General features: G+C 62.1%; 20 protein-coding genes and 1 pseudogene. 9 read left to right on the plus strand and 12 right to left on the minus strand.

Features of this window, described 5'->3' with window-relative positions:
- Nucleotides 1-60 precede the first annotated feature (60 nt).
- Complete coding sequence (locus tag EOA85_RS38015) at nt 61-1,533, plus strand: hypothetical protein (protein ID WP_206523218.1); 1,473 nt, start codon at nt 61-63, stop codon at nt 1,531-1,533.
- 413 nt (nt 1,534-1,946) lie between these two features.
- On the opposite strand, the gene EOA85_RS38525 is transcribed toward EOA85_RS38015, so the two are convergent.
- From EOA85_RS38525 to EOA85_RS01270, 3 genes and pseudogenes are all read right to left on the minus strand, one after another.
- The gene (locus tag EOA85_RS38525; RefSeq protein ID WP_245485555.1) at nt 1,947-2,591 is read right to left on the minus strand and encodes an OmpA family protein; all 645 of its coding nucleotides are present in this window, start codon (nt 2,589-2,591) and stop codon (nt 1,947-1,949) included.
- Nucleotides 2,588-3,751 carry a hypothetical protein gene (locus EOA85_RS38530; protein WP_245485556.1) on the minus strand — a complete coding sequence of 388 codons (1,164 nt, stop codon included), beginning with the start codon at nt 3,749-3,751 and terminating at the stop codon, nt 2,588-2,590. The genes EOA85_RS38525 and EOA85_RS38530 overlap by 4 nt, the downstream gene beginning before the upstream one ends.
- Before the next feature lie 631 nt (nt 3,752-4,382).
- A pseudogene (locus tag EOA85_RS01270) lies at nt 4,383-4,670 on the minus strand (transposase family protein); the annotation flags it as partial.
- Between the two features lie 228 nt (nt 4,671-4,898).
- On the opposite strand from EOA85_RS01270, the gene EOA85_RS01275 reads away from it, so the two are divergent.
- From EOA85_RS01275 to EOA85_RS01290, 4 genes are all read left to right on the plus strand, one after another.
- Nucleotides 4,899-5,345, plus strand: coding sequence for a thiosulfate oxidation carrier protein SoxY (locus EOA85_RS01275; protein ID WP_065007034.1), 447 nt, complete (start codon nt 4,899-4,901; stop codon nt 5,343-5,345).
- Between the two features lie 39 nt (nt 5,346-5,384).
- The gene (gene soxZ / locus EOA85_RS01280) at nt 5,385-5,687 is read left to right on the plus strand and encodes a thiosulfate oxidation carrier complex protein SoxZ (RefSeq protein WP_127208059.1); all 303 of its coding nucleotides are present in this window, start codon (nt 5,385-5,387) and stop codon (nt 5,685-5,687) included.
- Between the two features lie 88 nt (nt 5,688-5,775).
- Entirely contained in the window at nt 5,776-6,081 is a 306-nt protein-coding gene (locus EOA85_RS01285) for a c-type cytochrome (RefSeq protein ID WP_127208043.1), read from the plus strand.
- Nucleotides 6,082-6,192: 111 nt separating this feature from the next.
- Nucleotides 6,193-7,356, plus strand: coding sequence for an NAD(P)/FAD-dependent oxidoreductase (locus EOA85_RS01290; protein ID WP_245485557.1), 1,164 nt, complete (start codon nt 6,193-6,195; stop codon nt 7,354-7,356).
- Between the two features lie 8 nt (nt 7,357-7,364).
- Here the strand turns inward: EOA85_RS01290 and EOA85_RS01295 are convergent, their stop codons facing one another.
- The 9 genes from EOA85_RS01295 to EOA85_RS01335 all read right to left on the minus strand — a co-directional run bounded on the left by EOA85_RS01295 (nt 7,365) and on the right by EOA85_RS01335 (nt 16,559).
- On the minus strand, nt 7,365-9,491 hold the full coding sequence (locus EOA85_RS01295; RefSeq protein WP_127208060.1) for a cation-translocating P-type ATPase: 2,127 nt from the start codon (nt 9,489-9,491) through the stop codon (nt 7,365-7,367).
- 56 nt (nt 9,492-9,547) lie between these two features.
- A complete protein-coding gene (locus tag EOA85_RS01300) occupies nt 9,548-10,273 on the minus strand; it encodes a sulfite exporter TauE/SafE family protein (protein ID WP_127208045.1) in 726 nt (241 codons plus the stop codon).
- Between the two features lie 30 nt (nt 10,274-10,303).
- On the minus strand, nt 10,304-10,426 hold the full coding sequence (locus EOA85_RS39760; RefSeq protein WP_280950298.1) for a hypothetical protein: 123 nt from the start codon (nt 10,424-10,426) through the stop codon (nt 10,304-10,306).
- Nucleotides 10,427-10,578: 152 nt separating this feature from the next.
- A complete protein-coding gene (locus tag EOA85_RS01305; RefSeq protein WP_065007038.1) occupies nt 10,579-10,803 on the minus strand; it encodes a hypothetical protein in 225 nt (74 codons plus the stop codon).
- A 150-nt stretch (nt 10,804-10,953) separates the two neighbouring features.
- Nucleotides 10,954-12,618 carry a cbb3-type cytochrome c oxidase subunit II gene (locus EOA85_RS01315; RefSeq protein ID WP_127208046.1) on the minus strand — a complete coding sequence of 555 codons (1,665 nt, stop codon included), beginning with the start codon at nt 12,616-12,618 and terminating at the stop codon, nt 10,954-10,956.
- Nucleotides 12,615-14,057: a cbb3-type cytochrome c oxidase subunit I gene (locus EOA85_RS01320; RefSeq protein WP_095517298.1), complete on the minus strand. Its 1,443-nt coding sequence runs from the start codon at nt 14,055-14,057 to the stop codon at nt 12,615-12,617. Before EOA85_RS01320 ends, EOA85_RS01315 begins: the two co-directional genes overlap by 4 nt.
- A 125-nt stretch (nt 14,058-14,182) precedes the next feature.
- A complete protein-coding gene (locus EOA85_RS01325; RefSeq protein ID WP_065007041.1) occupies nt 14,183-14,647 on the minus strand; it encodes a hypothetical protein in 465 nt (154 codons plus the stop codon).
- A gap of 11 nt (nt 14,648-14,658) precedes the next feature.
- A complete protein-coding gene (locus EOA85_RS01330; RefSeq protein ID WP_127208047.1) occupies nt 14,659-15,804 on the minus strand; it encodes a metallophosphoesterase in 1,146 nt (381 codons plus the stop codon).
- Nucleotides 15,805-15,896: 92 nt separating this feature from the next.
- A complete protein-coding gene (locus tag EOA85_RS01335) occupies nt 15,897-16,559 on the minus strand; it encodes a carboxypeptidase regulatory-like domain-containing protein (protein WP_127208048.1) in 663 nt (220 codons plus the stop codon).
- 233 nt (nt 16,560-16,792) lie between these two features.
- Here EOA85_RS01335 and EOA85_RS01340 point away from each other — a divergent pair, with 233 nt between their 5' ends.
- The 4 genes from EOA85_RS01340 (at nt 16,793) to groL (ending at nt 20,848) form a co-directional block, all read left to right on the plus strand.
- Nucleotides 16,793-17,398, plus strand: coding sequence for an SCO family protein (locus EOA85_RS01340; RefSeq protein WP_127208049.1), 606 nt, complete (start codon nt 16,793-16,795; stop codon nt 17,396-17,398).
- Between the two features lie 79 nt (nt 17,399-17,477).
- Nucleotides 17,478-17,720 (plus strand): hypothetical protein, encoded by a 243-nt coding sequence (locus EOA85_RS01345; protein WP_127208050.1) that lies wholly within the window; start codon nt 17,478-17,480, stop codon nt 17,718-17,720.
- A gap of 212 nt (nt 17,721-17,932) precedes the next feature.
- Entirely contained in the window at nt 17,933-19,150 is a 1,218-nt protein-coding gene (gene hemA / locus EOA85_RS01350) for a 5-aminolevulinate synthase (protein WP_127208051.1), read from the plus strand.
- Between the two features lie 54 nt (nt 19,151-19,204).
- Nucleotides 19,205-20,848, plus strand: coding sequence for a chaperonin GroEL (groL, locus tag EOA85_RS01355; protein ID WP_127208052.1), 1,644 nt, complete (start codon nt 19,205-19,207; stop codon nt 20,846-20,848).
- Nucleotides 20,849-21,184 lie beyond the last annotated feature (336 nt).

Raw genomic sequence — 21,184 nt, forward strand, 5'->3', positions numbered from 1 at the left:
CCGTACCACATCCTCGAGCGGCCGCGGGTACTAATCCTCGGCGCCGGGGGCGGCGAGCAGGTGCTGCTGGCGCTGCGCGCCGGGGCCGGTACGGTGGATGCGGTAGAGGTCAACCCGCAAATGATCGACTTGGCTCGGAATCGCTTCGCCGACTTCGCTGGCGGTATCTTCAGCCGACCGAACCTGCGCTTGCATTTGGCCGAGGCGCGCGCCTTCGCTGCGACTGCCGGCGAGCGTTACGACCTGATCCAGATGCCGCTCCTTGACTCCTTCAGCGCGGCCGCGGCTGGCGTGCAGAGCTTGCATGAAAACTATACCTATACCGTGGAGGCAATGCGGGATTACCTCGCGATTCTCAGACCAGATGGTGTCGTCGCTATCACACGATGGCTGCGAGTGCCGCCGCGTGACAGCCTTAAGCTGTTCACCACCGCCATAGCAGCGCTCGAGGCGGAAGGCGTGGCCGAGCCGGGCCGGCACCTGGCGCTGATCCGGAGCTGGAATACCGCTACTTTGCTCGTCGCCAAGTCGCCCTTCAAAGGCGAAGACATTGCGGCCATTCGCAGCTTCGCGGCCGAGAACTTCTTCGACATCTCTTGGGTGCCAGGCATCTCCGCGAGCGATGTGAACCACTTCAACCAGCTCGATCAGGAATATCTCTACGAGGGAGCCCTCGCCCTCCTCGGCCCTGAGTGCGCCGACTTCATCGAGCGCTACAAGTTCGCCATCGCACCGGCCACCGACAACCGGCCCTATTTCTTCGACTTCTTCCGCTGGCGCGCCCTGCCCGAACTCCTAGCCCTGCGCACCCAGGGCGGGGCAGCGATGCTCGACTGGAGCTACCTGATCCTCGTGACGACTCTGGTCCAGGCTGCCATCCTCAGCGCCGTCCTGATTCTCCTGCCGCTATGGATTCGCAGACACGCGCTCGGGAAAGCTTTGCACCGGCTGCGCTTCGGGCTCTACTTCCTTGCCTTGGGGCTAGCCTTCCTCTTCATCGAAATCGCCTTCATCCAGCGCTTTGTGCTGTTCCTCGGTCATCCGTTCTACGCTGTCGCTGTCGTGCTTGCGGGCTTCCTCGCCTTCGCCGGTCTCGGTAGCGCCGTTGCCGCACGCTGGGCAGCGGCTGTCGGGCGCGGATCGGCGGTGCGCGGCATCGCCCTCGCTGTCGGGGTTATCGCGGTCCTGGCTGCCACCTACCTTCTCGCGCTACCCTCAGTATTCGAAAGGCTGCTGGCGTTCCCGGACGCCGCGAAGATCGCCATCGCGCTCCTTCTCATAGCGCCGCTCGCTCTTTTTATGGGCATGCCGTTTCCCCTCGGCCTCGGGCATGTCGGCGCGCGTTCGGAAACATTCATTCCCTGGGCGTGGGGAATCAACGGCTGTGCGTCCGTGCTGAGCGCGATTCTCGCCACGCTGCTTGCAATGCATATCGGGTTCTCCGGCGTCGTGATGATCGCCATGGTCCTTTATCTTGTCGCCCCAGCCTTGCTTGCAAATCGGTTCCGAACCACGATCCCTTTCCGGTCGTGAGGTTCTTCGCGCCTAACCGGGGCGCCATCGACGATCTCCGCACTTGACCCCGAATTGGTTGCCGAGGTGCTCGCCCTCGTCCCGACGGCATAACGCTGGTCACTCAATGCAATGCGTTTCGCCAGCCGCGCCGTCCTTCATGAAGGCCGCATCAACGAGATCGGCCCGCCCGGCAAGGTCTTCGCCAGCTCTAACACGCCCGGGCGCCGCCCACTTCCTCGGCGCCAATTAATCCGGTTCACTCAAGCAGGGCAGGGCTTGACCCAATCCAGTTGTTGCTCGATTTCGACCTCAATATCGCAACAGGTGGCGGAAGCGGATCTTGACCGGGCTGGATGCGTGTCGTCTATTTGGCCCGCTCGATACGCTGAGCCTGGCGCTACCTTCCCGGCAGGCTCAAAACAAGGGTGGGCCTATTCGGAGCTCGCCACGGGTGCGACCAGCGGCGTGATGCGGCGGATCGCGACGCGCCGGTTCTCGCGTTCGGGCTCCTGGGTTTCAACCTTCAGGTACTGCTCGCCATAGCCCTGCGTCTCCATGTTCTCGGGCGCTATGTCGAAGACGTTGGTCAGCGCGGTCGCCACCGCCTCGGCCCGCTGGTCCGACAGCGCCAGGTTCGCCACCTCCGCCCCGACCGCGTCGGTGTGACCCTCGATCAGGAAGGTCTCGCCCGGGTTCTCCTTGAGCAGGCGCTGCATGGCCTCGGCGACGCCTTCGAGCTTGCCGATCTCGCTCTCCGGGATCTGGGCCGAGCCGAACTCGAAATTGATGATATCGAGATCGATGCGCCTGACCTTGTCGCGGATGCGCGCCGAACGCCGGACCTCGTCAAGCGAGTAGGTGCGCTCCACCAGCTCGACCGGCGGCTGGTCGAGGAATGTATAGTAGTCTTCGGGGTCCTCAACCCATTCCGCGTCCAGTATGTAGTCGCGAACCGGAATGTCGAGGTCGAGGGGCGGCAGTTCGAGGCCGGGATCGCGCCATTCCAGCACCTCGTCGTAATAGTCGTCTTCGACATAGACGAGGACGATCTCGCGATCGTCGGGCAGAATCTTCACACGACATCTCCCCAGCGGTTGCGGATCGTGACGATCCGCGTCCCGTCGGGACGGACCACAACCTCGCGCTGCCGGCTGCGCGGCAGTTCCTCGTAGTAGACCTCGCGCGCGTCGATGATGAAGCGCTCCTCGCGAGGCCGCTCGATGAAATAGGTGTTGTCGGTTCGGAAGATGAAGCGGTTGTTGACCTCGCGCACGAGTTCCGCGCCCTGCGGAACCTCGGGACGCTCCCTGCGCGGGCGTTCGATGCGGCGGCCTTCCTCGGAGATGACGGAGCCGATTTGCACTGGATCTCTCGAGGCTCGCGCCTGCGCCGCGGCGTCGCTTTCGGGCAGCCGCTCGGCCCTGGCCCGAGCGGGCTGATCCGGCTCGGCGCCGCCCGTCTTGCGCCTCACCGGCTTTTCCTTGGCGCTGTCGAAGAGCCTGGCGGCGTTTTCGGGACGACGCATCGCCGCTTCGCGCTCCTTGCGCCGCTTCACGCGCTCCTCGGTGATCGCCGGCTCGGGTTCGGCGTTGCGCTGTCTGGCGGCTTCGCGCTCTTTGCGCCGCTTCTGGCGTTCCTCGGTGATCGCCGGCTCGGGTTCGGCGGCAGGCTGTCTGGCGGCCTCGCGCTCCTTGCGCCGCTTCTGGCGTTCCTCGGTGATCGCCGGCTCGGGTTCGGCAGGCCGTCTGGCGGCCTCGCGCTCCTTGCGCCGCTTCTGGCGTTCCTCGGTGATCGCCGGCTCGGGTTCGGCGGCACGCCGTTTGACGGCTTCGCGCTCCTTGCGCCGCTTCTGGCGTTCCTCGGTGATCGCCGGCTCGGGTTCGGCGGCACGCCGTTTGACGGTTTCGCGCTCCTTGCGCCGCTTCTGGCGTTCCTCGGTGATCGCCGGCTCAGGTTCGGCGGCACGCCGTTTGATGGCTTCGCGCTCCCGCGACGCAGGCCGCTTGGCCCGCTCGCGCTGCGCCGGCCTTTCTGCATGGGGAGTCCGCTGCTCGTCGCGTTCGGCCCCCTTTCTCTTCTTCCTGCGCAGCAGCTCTTCCTCTTCGGACGACTGGGCTTGGGCCAGAATGACGGGTGCCGCGAGCGGCTGGGCGTCGCGCGAAAGTGCGGGAAGCGGAGCAGGTGTCAATGTGAGGCCGACCGTGGCACCCACAAGAATCCGAAAATGACGTTTCATCTGGACAATGATTCCGTAGAGCAGTCCCTTGCGCATCCCCAACCTTGAAACAGCTAATATTGTTCCCAATCGGTCGGTTGCCGGGCGCTTCGGGGCGTTTTTCAGTCGAGAATATGTCCAGGGCGCGGCGCTTCACCGGCCGCAGCCGGAAATGGCGAGAAGCGCGACGCTTTGATGAGATTCACGGGACCGCTGTCGATGATCATCGATCGTCAAGAACGAAAAACAATGTTGGACCTCTGCGTCCGGCGTCGCGAGCGACACTGGAAAATGCCAATCTCGCACCCACGTCCAAGCGACCTTTGTCTTTCAGGAAAGCTCGATGACGGTCAGATCTTTGACAATGATCGGCCGACACCGTTCTACTATGTTCGCCCGCAGCGACGTCGAACCGCTAACCCCTGGGTGTGGTACTTGCCGCGAAGCAACACGAAGGCCGGCTAACGGATCGGAGAGGCGACCGACAGGGTTCACCTCGATGTTGGTCCGGAATTGGCGCTAGTTGCTCTTTCCGATTGACCTCCTAAAAATCGGCGCGGGAAGGTCGCAGAAGAGTGGATAGCTGCAGTCCGTTTAGGCCGGCTATGTATCGTCTGAGGTCAGCTGGAAGGCGTGAAGTGAAGGCGGCCGAGAACAGGCCCGGGTCGATGCGGTTCATCCGCAGGTCAGCCAGCGCCCGCCCGGCACGCCGTGATGATAGGGCAAGTAGCGGCGCAGGAAGTTGAGACGCGCCGCGCCCCAATCGGCAATGAGATCATAGTCGTCGCAGTCGCAGATCGTGCGCAGACAACCAGAAGCAGGACTCCGGCAGCGGATGCGCCACCCGCCATGGCTCCCGCGGGTCTTCGATCGAGGCGAAATGCTCCAGAAGCGCCTTCAGGCGCGGCTTCTCAAATCCTTCGAGGGCGGCAAGGGGCATGGCAGGGCTCTGAATCGAAGCCCCTGGAAATCAGATCAACCGCAATCCCTAAAGCCCGTTAACCCGAGTTCGCAGCCCTGTGTCCAACTTCCCCGAGATTGCTCCCAGCGGTTGTCGGTGCTAAATTTGGTAGAAGCAGCCGCACTGATATGTCCGAGTGCGCCGCCCGCCGCCGCCGATGTGTTCTTGGAATGGCCTAAAGAGTGGCAGGGTTTGGAGACCGGGACGATGAGCTTGACGCGCCGCGATGTCTTGATCGCCGGGAGTGTGGGGTTTGCCGGGGTTTCGCTCTTCTCGCTGCAGAGCGCCCGCGCGAACGATGAAGCGCTGGATCTCGTCGAACAGCTCACCGGACGGACGGCCACGGTGTCGGATCGCCTGCACCTGATAATGCCGACGGACTTCCCGACCGGCTATACCGTGCCCATGAGCCTTTACATCGACAGCCCAATGACTGAGGCCGACCATGTGAGGCAAATGCGCGTGTTCGCGCCGCGGAACCCGCTTATCGAAGTCGCCAGTTTCCATTTCGTCCCCCAACGCAGTCTACCTCGCGTGTCGACACGCATCCGTCTTGCCAGACCGCAACATGTCATCGCTGTTGCCGAAATGAATGACGGCAATTTGCTGATGACCACGACGTGGGTCCGTGTCGCCACGGATGGCTGTGCCTGAGATCGGAGAGAGACAGTGACCACCCCGACACCACGCGTGATCGTGCCGAGCGCCGCGGCGAAGGGAGAGATTTTTCAGGTCAAGACCATCATCAGCCATGAGATGGAAACAGGGCTGCGCCATGATGATCAAGGCAATGTGATCCCGCGCAAGATCATCAACAAGTTTGTCTGCCGCTACAACGAAACCGTGGTGTTCAGTGTCGATCTCCACGAGGCGATTTCGGCCAACCCGTTCTTCGAATTTTCCTTGCGCGCGACGGAGAGCGGCCGGCTCGATTTCGTTTGGGAAGAAGATGGCGGTGCCGTCTTTGCGTTGTCGCACCAGCTCACGGTCGGTTGAGGTGGTGGCGCAATTCAGCTGCGCGAATTGATGTGAAGAGCTGGGCAGGAGCGTGACCCGAAAACTCCGAAACAGACGGGTATTCAGCATGCGCCCCGTCGCGAGATCTGCGATTGCCGCCGGCCTCGTGCTGCTCGTCAGCCAATCCGGCGCGGCGGAGGAGGCCGATCAAGGCGCTCAACTCGCCGCGACCTGTGCGTCCTGCCATCGCCTCGATGGCGGCGGCGCAATCATTCCCAGCATCATCGGGCTTGGTGAGGAGAGGCTCACCAACGCCCTGCTTGCCTACCGGGCGAGCGAGAGTCCAAATCACATCATGCACGCTATCGCGCTGTCGCTCAACGACGAGGAGATCGCGAGCGTCGCGCGCTATGTCGCAGCGCAGGGAAAGTAACGCGCCATGAAATCCTGGACGCGTCGCGAGTTCGCCCGCCTCACCGGAGCAGCATTGCTAACGGCGCTCAACCAGCCGAAGGCGCGGGGTCAGGCGAAGGCGCGTGTCGTCGTGATCGGCGGCGGCATCGGCGGAGCAACGGTCGCCAAATATCTCGCCGCCACCGCCACGGCTATCGAAGTGACCCTGGTTGAACCGCGGCAGAGCTACGCGACCTGTTTCTTCAGCAATCTCTATCTCGCCGGGCTGCGCCCGTTCGAATCGCTCAGTCATGGTTATGAAGCGCTGGCAAAACAAAATGGCATCACCGTCATTCATGAGTCCGCCGCGGCGATTCACCCGGCGGTGAAAACCGTTGCGCTGAACAACGGGTCGAAGCTCAGCTACGACCGTCTCGTTGTTGCGCCAGGCATCGCATTCAGGGATCGGGCGCTTAACGGCTATGACGAAGCGGCGATGGAGATCATGCCGCACGCCTGGAATGCAGGGCAGCAAACCAGGCTGTTGCGCCAGCAACTGGAAAGCATGGAGGACGGCGGGCTGTTCGTGCTCGTTGCTCCGCCGAATCCGTTTCGCTGCCCGCCAGCCCCCTACGAGCGCGCTTCGCTCGTCGCATCCTATTTCCAGCGCCGCAAACCCAAGGCCAAAATTCTGATCCTCGATGCGAAAGACAGCTTCAACGCGCAGGACCTGTTCCAGGACGCTTGGAACCGCCACTATCCGGGAATGATCGAATGGCTACCGGCCCAGTTCACTGGCGGGGTCACGGCGATCGACGCGAAGACCCGGTCGGTGATCACCGAGGGAGCAACATTCAAGGCCGCGGTGGCCAATGTCATCCCGGCGCAAATGGCCGGGCGCTTGGCGCAGCAGGCAGGGCTCGCCAATCAGTCGGGCTGGTGTCCGGTTGATCCGGTCACCTTCGAATCGGCGCTGCAGCCCGGCGTCCATCTGGTCGGCGACGCGATCATCGGCTGGGATATGCCGAAATCCGCCTTCTGCGCCAACAGCCAGGCCAAAGCCTGCGCCTTTGCTATCGCGGCCGATCTCACCGGATCAGCGCGTTTCCCGGCGCATTTGTTCAACACCTGCTACACCTATCTCGCCCCGGACGATGCGTTCAGCAACGCCATCAGCTTCAAGCCCGTCGATGGGAAGCTCAAGAGCGTCATTAGCTTTATCAGCAAGGTCGAGGAAAGCTCCGAGGTCCGCCGGCAGGCTGCGCGCGCGGCGGAAGGCTGGTATGACGCGTTCACGCACGACGTGTTTGGCTGAAACGAAACTCAACTCCGCTCGACGGCCGGGCCGGCCATTGCGGAAATGCCGGCACCATGCTGGGTACGCTCCGCCTTGGCACCGGATCGTTGCTCCGGGATCAGCGCTGGAACAGGATCGGGCAGCCGCTCCAGCCGCAGCGAATTCACCACCACGAGAATGCTCGAGCCGGCCATGACCGCCGCCGCAAGGATCGGCTGCAGAAGTCCGAATGCTGCGAACGTCAGGGCGACGAGGTTGTAGCCGAACGCCCACATAAGGTTGGTCAAAATGGTCCTGCGGACCGCGCGGGCCACGTCGACGATCCAGGGCAGCATCCACAATCCGTCAGCAGGCAGCACGAGCGCCGCAGTCTCGCGGGCGAGATCGGTGGCGGAGCCGACGGCGATACCGACATCTGCGGCGGCCAGGACCGGCCCGTCATTCAGTCCATCGCCGACCATCGCCACCGAACTGTGGCCATGGCGGAGCCGATCCAGGGCCAGCCGTTTGGCCTCCGGCGAAAGGCCAGCTTGGATGTCCTTGATCCCGACCAGGACCGCGATCCGCTCCGCCGCTTGCGCCAAGTCGCCGGTCAACAGCGTGGCGTCGAGCCCGCGCTCACGCAGAGCCGCGATCGCGGCCTGCGCCTCGGGAAGCGGTGAATCATCGAGTGACAGCACGGCGTGAACCTGCTCGCCCCAACCGAGATAGACCACCGAATGACCGCTCGCCTCCAGCGACCGCGCGCGCTCGGCAAGCGACGGGGGAAGCGGCCAGCCCAGATCATTCATCAGTCTGCCGTTCCCTGCCGCCACGGGCCGGCCTTCGGCACTGCCTCGGACGCCACGGCCGGGAACCGTCCGGACATCGCGGGTGACGAGCGGCGTGATGCCCCGCTGAGCGGCGGCTGCCGCGATGGCCCGCGCCAGACCATGCTCGGAAAGGCGCTCCAGACCGGCGGCGCGCGCCAGTACTTCGTCGATGCCGACCTCCTCGCAGTCGACGCCGACGAGACGCGCTTTGCCCGCCGTCAGAGTGCCGGTCTTGTCGAAGGCGAGCAGCCGGACACGCGCGAGGGTCTCGAGCACGCCGGGGTCGCGGACGAGGCAGCCGTGCCGCGCCAGCCGGCCGATGCCGAGTGATGTCGCCATCGGAGCAGCGAGGCCGACGGCACAAGGACAGGCAACCACCAGTACCGAGAGGCCAATCAGCAACGCCCCATCGAACGGCAATGACTGCGCCCAGTAAACGATCGTTAGCCCGCCGAGGGCGAGGACGAGCGGCACGGACACGCCAACGATCCGATCGGCAAGGCGCTGGGTTGGACTGCGACGGCCCAGCGCTTCGCGCACCGACCGGCAAATCCCCGCCCAGCGGGTTGCAGTTCCGTCACCGCTGCTTTGGATCAGGAGCGGGCCGTCGATATTGATACTGCCGGCAATCACCTTGGAGCCGGCGCCCTTTGTCACTTGCCGGCTTTCTCCGGTAATCACGGCTTCATCGGTGTTCGATTCCCCCTCGACAACCACGCCGTCGACCGGAATGCGCTCGCCTGGCCGGACCCGCACCAGCATGCCGGCCGACACCTCCCGCACCGGACGGCGGATCTCTGCCGCGCCATCGACCACGGTCGCGCTCTCGCTTTCTGCGGCCAGAAGAGGTTCGAGGTCGCGCGCCGCCCTGGCGCGGCCAACAGCCTCGAGATAGCGGCCAGCGGTGAATAGCATCAGTACCATCACGGCGGTGTCGAAATAGACATGCGTGCTGCCCTCGAACACGGCAAATGCCGAATAGAGGTAAGCGGCAGCGACGCCAAGCACGATGAGTGCCGACGACGTCACTCGTCCCTGAATGCCATTGAGCCACATTTCGCGCAGATAGGGTCCGCCGAGAATCACCACCGCCGGCGTCGCGAAGATCCAGAGCAAAAGGTGAATCCACGGCAGCACGCCCGCATCGACGCCGGTGAACGCGTCCGAATAGAGGAGGAGGCTGAACATCATGATATTCATGGAGAGAAAGCCTCCCACGCCGAGCTGGATCAGAAGCCATGCGGCTTCCCACTCTTCGTGTCTGCCGCTCTTCACCTGAAAGGCGATGCAACAGCCGTAGCAGCAGAACGCGCAAGCCTCACCGTTGAGCCTGCGCTCCATCGGGCGCAGGCCGACGGGCAGCGAACAATGGCTACAGAGGAAATCGCCATGCGCAGTCATGCGTGTCCGCCCAGCCAGGCAAGGCCGATATGCGCGTCGGAAGGCAGGAGACCACGGCCGAGCGTGATGAGACCGAGCAAAAGAATAAAGCCACCAGCCAGCCGCACGCCGCGCCGCCGCCAGGCTGGCCCGAGTATCCGGCCAACGCCGCCCATCATCAACATCGCGGGGAAGGTTCCCAGTCCGAACCATGCCATGACGAGAAACCCGGGAAGCGCTCCGGCGGTGCTCGCCGCCTGGGCGGCGAAGGCATAGACCAGGGGACATGGCAGGAAGCCGTTGAAAACGCCAAAGGCGAGCGGTGCGGCGCTGCTCCGGGCGGCCAACAGACCGCGCAGGGACAATGCAAATGTGCTGCCGCCAAATCCGATCGCAAGGCGATGAAAGACCTGCAGCAAGCCGAAGAACTGCAATGCCATGGCAATCATGAGCAGGCCAGCGACGGTCGCGAGAATTCGTTGGGCGATGTCTAGGGAGCCGTTCAAGAGCGGCGCCGCCGTTAGACCTTGCGTGGTGCAGATGACCTGACCGATCGCGCCCGCGAGCCCGCCCAGAAAGCAATAGGTTGTCAATCGGCCGGTATTATAGAGCAGGTGGCGAAGGATCGTTGCGCCTCCGCCTCGCTGATCGCGGCCCAGTGCGCAGGCAAAGCCGCCGCACATGCCGATGCAATGAAAGCTGCCTGCAAATCCAGCGGCGAAGATCACGAGGTAGTAGATCATTGGTGTTTTCGCAGCGCCGCGTCCGCGCCGCTATTGCCGCACAAGATAGACAAGATAGATGATAAAGCCGACGGTGCAGCCGCCATAGATGAGGAAGCCGAGCATCTGCGGCAAGCCGACGTCAGCGAGCTGGAAAACGGTGTCCTGTAGCATCCGCTGCTCCTATGTTAGCCGAAATAAAGACGAAGCACGTTTGTCGCCACCTCGAAGGCCAGGAAAAGGAGGTTCAATGCGGCGACCCCAAGAAGAATTCTGGCTACCAACATCTCCATCACTCCTGCCTTACCAGCCTTGCGACAGTCTTCTTAGAACAGACGGCCGGGACCGAGCCCGCCCCAATAGACATACATGTAATACAGCCCCCAGGCGAACAGCAGGCAGTAGACGACGAGAAGCCATATGGGAATGAATCCCACACGCGCCTGTATCAGGCCGCCGGCATAGTCTTCCAGTTCAGGGTGCGAGCTTTGACGCACTTCCAGTTCCGGATGCGTCGGGCTCTCCGGATCGCTGCTCTGCAGATCGCTCATTTTCCATTTCCCTTTCAAAAAACCCGTTGGCGGCTTTGTCGGTGCCGCTCAACGCGCCGGATAGGACACCCCAGATGAACAAGAACAGGGCCGCCAGGCTCATCATCATGGCGCCCGCATAGGGTCCGGTAACTTCAAAACCGAGCATGGCTATCCTCCTGCGGGCGCCTGTTCCTCGCCAGGCGGCGCTGGCGGGCCGGACGCCGGCACCGACGGATCGGGCACATAGGCTCGCTCAGGCTTGTCAGCGACCAGTTCCAGATCGTTCAGCGCCGCGCGGGCCTCCTTCTTGATCGAGAGCGGCTGCAGCGAAAGCGGGTCTTTATAGGCGGAAAGCGCCACCACGAAATAGGAAAGCGCCCACCGGTCCTCGTCCGGAAGGGAATCCCGATAGGACGGCATCGGCGTGCCGCTGAGGCCCGTAGTTATCGTCCGGAAGATGTCTTCGACGGCCGGGCCAGACTTGAACTGGCCGCTGGTGAGGTCGGCCGGCACGGTGGCGAACCCGAGATCATCCTTGAGGCCGGCAGCCTTCTCGCCGTCGCCCTTGCCACCTTGGCCGTGGCACTCCCAGCACTTCGCCACCTGCCAAACCTCCTTGCCACGGTCCAGCATCGTCTGCGACGGGGTCGGCGGTCGCCCGATATACAACGGTGGGCCAGGCGGTTCCTCGACGAAGAAAGCGTAAGGACTGGCGGGGTCGGAACGGTCAACCGCCAGCTCATACTTGATGTACTGGATCACCGCCAGCCGATCGTTGAGCGGCAGGTCGTACCACGGGGGCATTGCCGTGCCGCGGATGCCGCGAGTAATGGTGCGCAGCATGTCGCCGTCCGTGGGCAGGGGCTCCTTTGTCAACCTGAACTTGAAGACTGCGGACGTGAAGTCCCTGGGCCGCTGGTTAAACATAAAGGTGGCGGCCGGCCCGTTGCCGTCGCCTTTGGCACCGTGGCAACCGATGCAGCGGCGCTCATAGACTTCCTTGCCATAGGCAATCCATTCCTCGGAGCGCGGCATGGTCGCATCCATGACCTCCAGGCTTTGCGGCTCGAAAAGATCGCGCCATTTACCCCGGTTCGTGCCGAGCTTCTGGACGTAGGAAACGAGCGCCGCCAGCGTTTCCGTCTCCGCCGCGATGCTGACGGTTTCTCCTGTGTATTCTTCGTTCGGCGTCAGGATGATCGGCTTTCTTTTGCGCGCCTTCAGCGGCACGAACAGCAACCCGTACGCATTCGGCGTCAGCTGGATCGCTTGCTGGCTGTCGAAGTCGAAAAGGCCTTCGGTGACCTCTGTCCTTTCCAGGGTCCGATTGCCAGTGCCGTCGTCAACGATACGGACGGCTGCATCGGGTTCGTGGAAGAGGCCGCGATATGGCGCCATTATCGAGTCCGGCACCAGCATCCGCGGATTGTAGAAGTGCGCCAGGTGCCATTCGTCGCTGTATTTCAGGCCGACGCGCGTCAGGTCCGGCCCGATCCGGCGTGTGCCTAACAGGTGCGGCACGTCATAGGCGTATTCGCCCGCCTCGCTGACCGGTCCCCAGCGGCGGATCTCGCCGGTCACCGGCCGCACGAATTGCGAATGGCAATACCAGCAGCCTTCGCGCAGGTAAACGTTGCGGCCGCGACGCTGCTGCTCGGTGTAGTCCGTCGCCTCTGAAACCGTCCATTTCAGCTGGCCGAAATCCGTGCGCACCACCGAGGTCACGCGCGTAGTTCGCGAGGACGGCTCCACGAAGGGCAGCACGCCCTGCGTGATCACCGCAAGGGTGATGCAGAAGACGCCGGCGAACAGCGCGAAGAAGCGAACGTTCACTGCGCGGGCCCTCCGGCCGGGGCCGGGATAGGCGCCTCCACCGGCCCGCGGACGCGTCGCGCCTCAGCCGCCGGGCTGGTCAGTGCGGTCAGCATCAGATTCACCACCAGCAGCGACATACCGATATCCATGCTGATGCCTGCCAGGGTCCGCGCCAGCCAGTAGGGCTTCACCCAGACGAGCGAGTCGAGCCATTCGACCCCATTCATCCATTGATAACCCTGCTGCAGCCCGCCCGCTGTGAGGACCAGGCCCATGGTCGCGATGCCGACGGTGATCAGCCAGAACGACCAGTTGCCGAGCTTGAACGACCAGAGTTCGCGCCCGAACAGCCGCGGCCAAGTATAGACGAGGCCCCCCATCGCCCAGACGACGAAGGTGCCGAACACGGTGAGATGCGAATGCGAGATGACGAAATCGGTGAAATGGGTCGGCTGCTGCAGCTGCCGCAGCGCCTCGGTCGAGCCCTGGAAGCAGCCGACGAGATACATGAGCGAGCCCATGATCAGGAACTTCGCCGGCAAGTTCCTGCCGAACTCATGCCACTTGCCCATCATGGTGCCGAAGAAGTTCACCAGCACCGTCCACACCGGAATGATCAGCAGCATCGACGTGACGACCGCCAAGGTCTCGGCCCAGTCCGCGATCGGGCTGTAGAGGTAATGGTGGATGCCGACGAACGGGTAGAACAATGCCAGGGACCAGAAGCCGACCAGCGAGAGCTTATGGGCATAGAGCGGATTTCGCGCGCTGATCGGCAGGAAATAGTAGATGATCACGTAGCCCGCGGGCGTTAGCCACAGCCCGACGATGTAGTGGAGATAGAGGCCATGGAAGGCGGCGCTGTTGATGCCCGAGATCGTGTACGGCAGGATGAAGCTTCCAAGCACGAAGTTCATCGTCGTCCACACGAAAGTGGCGATCAAGTACCATAGTGCGACATAGATCGCCGGCTCGAGCCTTCGACTGATCGTGATCAGGAATTGCGCGGTAGCAACAGCCACTACGATGAAGAATGCGACCTTCGCATAGAGCGGAAACTCTCCGGCTTCCAAACCGTCACTGTCGCCGAACAGCAAGCCGACCAAACCGGCAAGCGTTGCGACGTTCCAGACCCATGCGAGGAGAACCGACCACTCAGACCATATCACCCGCACCCCCGACAGACGCGGCACGAGATAATAACAAAGGCCGATGAAAAGCGTCGAGAAGGCGCCGAAGATGACACCGTTGACGTGGACCGGGCGCAGCCGGCCGAAGGTGAGCTCGAGGTTTCCCGATCCGAGATAGTCGGGGTAGTTGAAGGTGCTCGAGATCAGGACGCCGACGGATGGCGTCACCATCAGCCAGAACATGCCGAAATAAAGCCAGGTCCGCACGACCCGGTTGTCGACCAGCGCATCCAGGTCCACATTCGCGAACTTGCCGCGCAGCTCCATCCCAGTCTCTGCCAACGCATAGACCTCCCCGCGCGGTTCCCGGGCCGCACCACTGCTTCAACCCCACCCCTCCCGATGGGACTCGCTTCGAGCTCCCGTGAAGCCGGTGCCGGCTATCGACGAGACTAGTACTTGCCTGGCACCAACACCGAGCCGGTGTTCGACCAGGTGATGTACGCCTCGAGCGCCTTCATCGCCTCCGATTCGGGATCGATCTTCTCGCCCTGGTTCGGTTTCTCGATGCACCAGTTGATCATGTCGCGCAGTGTCGCGAACTTAGCCATCGACTGCTGGAACTTCGGGAACGCCTGCGGGTGGGTATCGGAGGCCATCGGATGGCACATGGCGCAGGCCCACCCGGTGGTCGACAGCTTGACGCCCAACTGCTCCGCCATCGCCGCATCACCGTGGAACAGGAGGTCTCCCTTCCTGACCTCCTCCATGAACGCTTCTTGATAGAGTTTCAGCTGCTTTGGCGTCACCGGATCCTTATTGGCACTGGCCGGCCCGACGACGACGGCAGCTGCGACGACTGCTCCTGCGACTGTGGAACGCCTCAGAATGCAGAGGAATGTCGATGTGTTTATCATAGCCACCCCCTCTATGGATTTGCCCACGGGTACTGATTGTCGGCGATGCGTGGCCGTATGACCTCCTCAATGCTCTTGTCGTGGTCCTCCGGCGTCTGGACGAACACCTCCTTGCGCCCCCACATGATGTACTCGACATCGACCTTGTCGTCGGCGTTGACGTTCACGGTTTCCCAACCGACCCCGTCGAAGGGATCGCCCGGATCGACACGGATCATCGGCTTGGTCAGCTTGGGCACGCCTTCCGGCGCATACGGCCATGGCCAGGAGGTCGCCAGCATTCCGATCGAGCGCATGCTGCCGATCTCGTTGTAGAGCACCTGGTGGACGTGACCGTGGATGTTGGTGACCTTAGTATAAGGCTTCAGCACGTCATTCACTTCGCGCCAGTCGCGCACCCAGAAATTCCAGGGCGGGTAGTACTCGTACAGCGGATTATGGCTGAAGATGACGATCGGTTTGGACTTATCCCAGTCGGCGAGTGTCTTCTGCATCCAGTCGAGTTGCTCGCGGCCGACACCGGCCCACGCGCCGGCAACCGTGCCGTCGAGGGTAGCCATGTGGCCCATGCGCTCCTCTGGCGTCATCTTCTTCGCTGTCCAGTAGTCCGGTCCCCGGCTGACCGTATCGAGCCCGATGAAGCGCACGCCTTTGTGATCGAAGGTCCAGTTGGGTTGGCCGAACAACTCGCCCCACTTCTTGCCCATATCCAGATACCAGTCATGCTCGCCCGGGATGTAGTACTTCTTGATCTTCAGATCCTTGAGGAGCTCAACGCCAAGCTCAAGTTCCTCGATCTTTCCGAGCTGGGCCAGGTCGCCGCCGAAGATCAGGAAGTCGGCCGGCGGATCCATGGCCTGGACCTCTTGCACCGCGCGCACCACCTTGTCGACGAAGCGCGTGTTGAGGGATCTCTCGTAGAGATGGGTGTCCGAAATCCAGGCAAATTTGAAGGGCGCTTCGGCGGCGTGAGCGACGTCGATAGTGTTGAGCAGCGGCCACCACGCGAAGGTCTGGCCGACGGAAGCAGCACCGAACAGCAGCGATCTGTGAATGAAGGTGCGGCGGGTGATTTGGAGCGAGTCGTCGGGCCGTACTCCAGGCGGCTGCAGCACCGCATGCATTTCGCGCCGAATGCGGTCAAGCTCGTCAGACATCACGGTTCCTCCTCAGTGCAGACCGTTTCTTAAAGCGTCGGTCTTCTCGCAGGAGCGCGACCCTGTTGAATCAGTCGGTCGCAAATTTTTCTTTATTTTTTCAGTTCAACCGTCAGACTGGTGGCCTTATTCTCCTCTACCTTTACGGGCTGCTCGATGGGCCCGGTGAAGGGGTGGATCGCCACGAGTTTGTAGTTGCCCGGCGGAACATCGGTTATGCTGAACTTGCCATCGGCGCCGGTGACCGCGTAATAGGGATTATCCACCACATAGACCCAGCCTTCCATCCAGCCATGCGCGTCGCAGTCGACGCGGACAGTGCCGGCCCGCTTCAGTTCGACGGGTATCCGCTGGCCCTTATTGGGCAGCGCCAGGTTGAAGGCGGTTCGCTTGCCATAATAGCCGTGGGTGTTGTGGAGCATTGGGTCGCTGTTGACCACCTCCAGCGAACCGGCGGGTATCATCTGAACCGCGGGCTCAAAGCGGCATTTGAGGTTGTTAAGCTCAGGCGGCTTTCCGGGCTCCGGCCAGGCCTTTCCCTGTGCCACGTCGACCAGCTGCACCGCCGCGTTCAGCACGGCCTGGTCGCTGCCGACTTCGATCAGCGGCTCCTCGCGGGGGTCGCCGCACACCTCGATATCCTTGGTGGGGATGATCTTTGTTGTCGGCACGTCGCCGCGGTAGACGATCGTACCCTCGATCGTTCCGCCTCCCGTGACCGGACCCACTTCGTAGGCTTGCGCAGGCGCGGACATTGTCGCAACGACAGCGATTGCTGCTAGCCCGCTCATCAATTCGCAAATCGTCATAAAAGCCACCTCCTTCGTGAGGGATGAGGGGCAACTTTTAAATATAGAGCCAAACCACTACCATGTCTAGCCATTCAGCAACAAAATATGATAAAATAGGACGGTTTAGGCGAGTTTGTTAATCACAAACACACGCGGTGGGTTTTGGCGTGTCATTCTCGAATTGCCGGAGGTACTTGATGAAGCGACGGCATGGATTGCTCCGCCCCTGGGCCTACGGTCCGGAAACCCTCTTCTGCATCATATTCGCAGCGGCCCTGTCGATCTGCCAACCGCTCGTGCGGGCTGACACGGCGCCTGTGACGGTCGGTGGCCCATTCACGCTCACGGCGCCGGACGGAACGACGGTCACCGATGAGACTTATCGCGGCAAATGGCTGCTGGTTTTCTTCGGCTATACGTCTTGCCCCGATATCTGTCCGACGACTCTGTCCGAAATCGCCGCCGCGATTGAGGAACTCGGTCCCGACGCTGCAAATCTGCAGCCGCTCTTCATCACCATCGATCCTGAACGCGACACGCATGAGGTGATGGGAAGCTTTACCGCGGCGTTCGATCCGCGCATCGTCGGACTGACCGGCAGCCCGCAACAGATTGCTGCAGTTTCGGAGGCATATGGCGCCTATGGTGTGGCGCGCCAGGGTGAGGTGGGCGGTGACGACTACCTAATGGACCACGGCACCTACATCTACATTATGAACCCACATGGGCAATTCGTGGAGGGGCTAGACGCTGACACGCCAAGCAGCGGCATTGCCGCTAGGTTGGGTGAGCTGGTGCGATGACGCGAGCCCCGGGATGATGGAGATCACGATTATGAAGTTGATCGATGCGTAGAAGTTGCCATCCGGAAGGAGAGCGGCGATGCAAAGGCATACAAAGGAAGCTTCGGAGCTTAAGGCATTGATCCTCGCGGATCTTCATAAGGAGCCGGGGTGCGGGCACGTTACCGATTTTGTGATTCAGCGGCTCGAAACCAAGGAGAACGGGGCAAACTGGACTGTCAAATATCTGGATCCTAATCAAGATAAGGTCTGCGAGACGATACTGATAAACATCGCGCGAATGTTGCAGCTCAACTTCGACCTTCCTGAACGCGGGTCGTGAGGAACGATGCGAGCAGGATCCGCGCGCATCGCGCTTCGACATAATTCGGATGCAAGCAGGGGAATCGGGCGATGGCGGAACCCACAGCGTTGCACACCGGCAAACCTGGCGGCGTAAAGAACGTCATTGCGTCGCGGCGATTTGGACCTCCGATGACCGGAGATGCGGGCGATAAGGCCGATGGGCAAGGCCGTATCTTAGGGCCACGCAATATGAGTTATGACGGTTTCTTTGCAGATGCGATCGCGCGTCTGCAGGAGGAACGGCGCTACCGTGTGTTCGCGGACCTTGAGCGCCTCGCCGGACGCTTTCCCAATGCCGTGTGGCATTCCCCGCATGGACCGAAGGACGTCGTGATCTGGTGCTCCAACGACTATCTCGGGATGGGACAAAACCCAAAAGTGGTCGCCGCCATGGTGGAGACTGCTACCCGCCTGGGAACGGGGGCCGGCGGGACGCGCAATATCTCCGGTACCAGCCATCCGCTCCTAGAGCTCGAGAGCGAGCTTGCCGATCTTCACGGCAAGGAGGCGGCGCTGGTCTTTACGTCCGGCTATGTTTCGAATCAGACTGGCATCTCGACCATCGCCAAGCTGATCCCCGGTTGTCTGATCCTGTCCGATGCGCTCAACCACAATTCGATGATCGAGGGCATCCGCCAGTCCGGTACGGAGAAGAGCATCTTCCGCCACAACGACGTCGATCACCTCGAGGAATTGTTGAAGGCGGCGGGTCCGGACCGGCCAAAACTCATCGTCTTCGAAAGTCTCTATTCGATGGGCGGCGACGTCGCGCCAATCAATCGCATTTGCGAAATCGCCGATCGGTACGGCGCAATGACCTATCTCGACGAGGTCCATGCTGTGGGCATGTACGGCCCTCGCGGCGCCGGCATCGCCGCGCGCGACGGCGCCATGAACCGGATCGATGTGATCGAAGGCACGCTCGCCAAGGCCTTCGGCTGCCTCGGCGGCTATATCACGGGAAGTGCTGTGCTGATCGATGCGGTTCGTTCCTATGCTCCGGGTTTCATCTTCACCACTGCGTTGCCGCCGGCGATCTGCGCAGCGGCCACAGCGGCGATCCGGCATCTGAAAACCTCGCAGTGGGAGCGCAAGCGCCAGCAGGACCGCGTCCGGCGGGTCAAGGCGGCGCTGGGTGCCGCTGCGCTGCCGGTCATCCTGAGCGACACCCATATCGTTCCGGTGGCAGTCGGCGATCCGGCGCAATGCAAAGCGGCGAGCGACCTGCTGCTGAGCGATCACGACATCTATATCCAGCCGATCAATTATCCGACCGTGGCGAAGGGAACTGAGCGGCTGCGCATCACGCCGACACCTTGTCATGAGGACATCATGATTGATCGGCTCGCAGCAGCTTTGTTCGATGTCTGGAATCGGCTCGGGCTGCCACGGGACAATCTCGCCTGAGCGGCCGAATGAAGCTTCGCCGTTCCCCGTAGATTAGGTCTAAGGATCAAGGAAATGGCTGCCAAGGAGATCATGTTTTCGTTCGAGGCTCGCGACAGAATGCTGCGCGGCATTGACACCCTGGCGAATGCGGTGAGCGTCACGCTTGGCCCGCGGGGGCGCAACGTCGCGATCGGCAGGGAGCACGGCGCGCCGCGGGTCACGAAGGACGGCGTGACCGTCGCCAGGGAAATCGAACTCGACAACAAGTTCGAGAACATGGGCGCCCAGATGGTGCGTGAGATAGCAACAAAAACCTCCTATCAGGCCGGCGACGGCACGACCACCGCCGTCGTGCTCGCGCATGCGATCGCCCGGGAGGGCGCCAAGGCGGTGGCCGCCGGCATGAATCCCATGGACCTGAAGCGCGGCATCGATTTCGCGGTCGAAGCCGTCGTCGCGGAACTCAAAAACAGTGCCACGAAGGTCACCTCGAACGTCGAGATTGCGCAAGTCGGCACCATCTCGGCCAACGGCGACAGGGAGATCGGCCGCTGCCTCGCCAACGCCATGAAGAGGGTCGGCAATGACGGCGTGATCACTGTCGAGGACGGGACGTCGCTCGAAACCGAACTCGAATTCGTCGAGGGCATGCAGTTCGACCGCGGCTATATCTCGCCCCATTTCATCACCAATCGCGCAAAGATGCGGGTCGAGATGCAGGATGCCTATGTCCTCATCAGCGAGAAGAAACTGTCCAGTCTGAACGAAATACTGCCGCTGCTGGAGAAGGTGGTGCAGGCCGGCAAGCCGCTGCTCATCATCGCCGATGATGTCGAGAGTGAGGTGATGGCGGCGCTGGTGGTCAACAAGTTGCGCGGCGCTCTCAAGGTTGCAGCCGTGAAGGCGCCGGCCTACGGAAACCTCCGCAAGGCGATGCTGCAGGATCTCGCACTGATGACCGGCGCAACGGTGATCTCGGAGGATTTGGGCATCAAGCTCGAGCATGCTTCCCTCGATATGCTCGGGCGCACCAAGAAGGTGATGATCGACAAGGCAAACACCACGATTGTCGGTGGCGCCGGCAAGCGGGAAAGGATCGAGGCCCGCATCGCCGAGATCAAGCTCGAGCTTGCGGAAACCACCTCCGATTTCGACCGCGAGAAGCTCCAGGAGCGGCTGGCCAGGCTCGCCGGTGGCGTCGCCGTTATCCGGGTCGGCGGTGCAACCGAGGTCGAGGTCAGGGAGAAGAAGGATCGCATCGATGACGCGATGAACGCGACAAGAGCCGCGGTTGCAGAGGGCATTCTCCCCGGCGGTGGGGTCGCCTTGCTGCGCGCCGGCAGGGCGCTCAAGAAGCTCAAGGGCAGCAACGAGGACCAGCAGGTCGGCATCGCGATCGTCAGGAAGGCGATCACCTGGCCGGCTCGGCAAATCGCGATCAATGCCGGCCTGGAAGGCTCGGTCGTCATCGCCGGAATCCTTGAAAACGACGACAACGCCTATGGCTACGATGCCCAATCGGGCGTGTACGGGGATCTGGTGTCAAAGGGCATCATCGACCCGGCCAAAGTGGTGCGAACGGCGCTCCAGGGCGCAGCCTCGGTGGCAGGCCTCCTCATCATGACGGAGGCCATGGTGGCCGAAGTGCCTGGCCCGCCGCCGCCGGAGCTTCCCGGTCACGAGCATCATCATCACGATATGGATTTGGATTTTTGACCGCTTTGCGGTCGTAATCCGGGCTCGCGGCAATCAACAATGATCTCGTCCGCTATCGAAGTGAGACAAATGGTCGAGGATCACGGTATCTAAGGTCGGCTCATGGCGCGAAGTTGCCGACCGAGATGGGTCAAAGTGGCACAATTTGCCATCTGGAGCCGGAGCGAAGTCAACAGAAATGCGGCCATTGAGAGGAATATCTCTAGGTCGCAACCACCGTGACAACTTATATCATTTCTCGGTCATGCGGCCTTATATCCGAGGTTTTGTAACAAATTTGCCCGTCTCCCAACAATCGGGGCCAATTGCAGACCTGTCTCTTTCGCCAAACTCAGT

The sequence above is a fragment of the Mesorhizobium sp. M5C.F.Ca.IN.020.29.1.1 genome (assembly GCF_003997375.1).
Classification (GTDB): Bacteria; Pseudomonadota; Alphaproteobacteria; order Rhizobiales; family Rhizobiaceae; genus Mesorhizobium; species Mesorhizobium wenxiniae.

What these genes read in the sequence shown, in the direction of transcription:
- groL (WP_127208052.1), top strand. Translation starts at nt 19,205, where the DNA reads ATGGCTGCCAAGGAGATCATGTTTTCGTTCGAGGCTCGCGACAGAATG.
- EOA85_RS01345 (WP_127208050.1), top strand. Translation starts at nt 17,478, where the DNA reads ATGCAAAGGCATACAAAGGAAGCTTCGGAGCTTAAGGCATTGATCCTC.
- EOA85_RS01320 (WP_095517298.1), bottom strand. Translation starts at nt 14,057, where the DNA reads ATGGAGCTGCGCGGCAAGTTCGCGAATGTGGACCTGGATGCGCTGGTC.
- EOA85_RS01330 (WP_127208047.1), bottom strand. Translation starts at nt 15,804, where the DNA reads ATGTCTGACGAGCTTGACCGCATTCGGCGCGAAATGCATGCGGTGCTG.
- EOA85_RS39760 (WP_280950298.1), bottom strand. Translation starts at nt 10,426, where the DNA reads ATGCTACAGGACACCGTTTTCCAGCTCGCTGACGTCGGCTTGCCGCAG.
- EOA85_RS01305 (WP_065007038.1), bottom strand. Translation starts at nt 10,803, where the DNA reads ATGAGCGATCTGCAGAGCAGCGATCCGGAGAGCCCGACGCATCCGGAA.
- EOA85_RS01300 (WP_127208045.1), bottom strand. Translation starts at nt 10,273, where the DNA reads ATGATCTACTACCTCGTGATCTTCGCCGCTGGATTTGCAGGCAGCTTT.
- EOA85_RS01340 (WP_127208049.1), top strand. Translation starts at nt 16,793, where the DNA reads ATGAAGCGACGGCATGGATTGCTCCGCCCCTGGGCCTACGGTCCGGAA.
- EOA85_RS38530 (WP_245485556.1), bottom strand. Translation starts at nt 3,751, where the DNA reads ATGAAACGTCATTTTCGGATTCTTGTGGGTGCCACGGTCGGCCTCACA.
- EOA85_RS01335 (WP_127208048.1), bottom strand. Translation starts at nt 16,559, where the DNA reads ATGTCCGCGCCTGCGCAAGCCTACGAAGTGGGTCCGGTCACGGGAGGC.
- EOA85_RS01325 (WP_065007041.1), bottom strand. Translation starts at nt 14,647, where the DNA reads ATGATAAACACATCGACATTCCTCTGCATTCTGAGGCGTTCCACAGTC.
- EOA85_RS01275 (WP_065007034.1), top strand. Translation starts at nt 4,899, where the DNA reads ATGAGCTTGACGCGCCGCGATGTCTTGATCGCCGGGAGTGTGGGGTTT.
- EOA85_RS01295 (WP_127208060.1), bottom strand. Translation starts at nt 9,491, where the DNA reads ATGGAGCGCAGGCTCAACGGTGAGGCTTGCGCGTTCTGCTGCTACGGC.
- EOA85_RS01285 (WP_127208043.1), top strand. Translation starts at nt 5,776, where the DNA reads ATGCGCCCCGTCGCGAGATCTGCGATTGCCGCCGGCCTCGTGCTGCTC.
- hemA (WP_127208051.1), top strand. Translation starts at nt 17,933, where the DNA reads ATGAGTTATGACGGTTTCTTTGCAGATGCGATCGCGCGTCTGCAGGAG.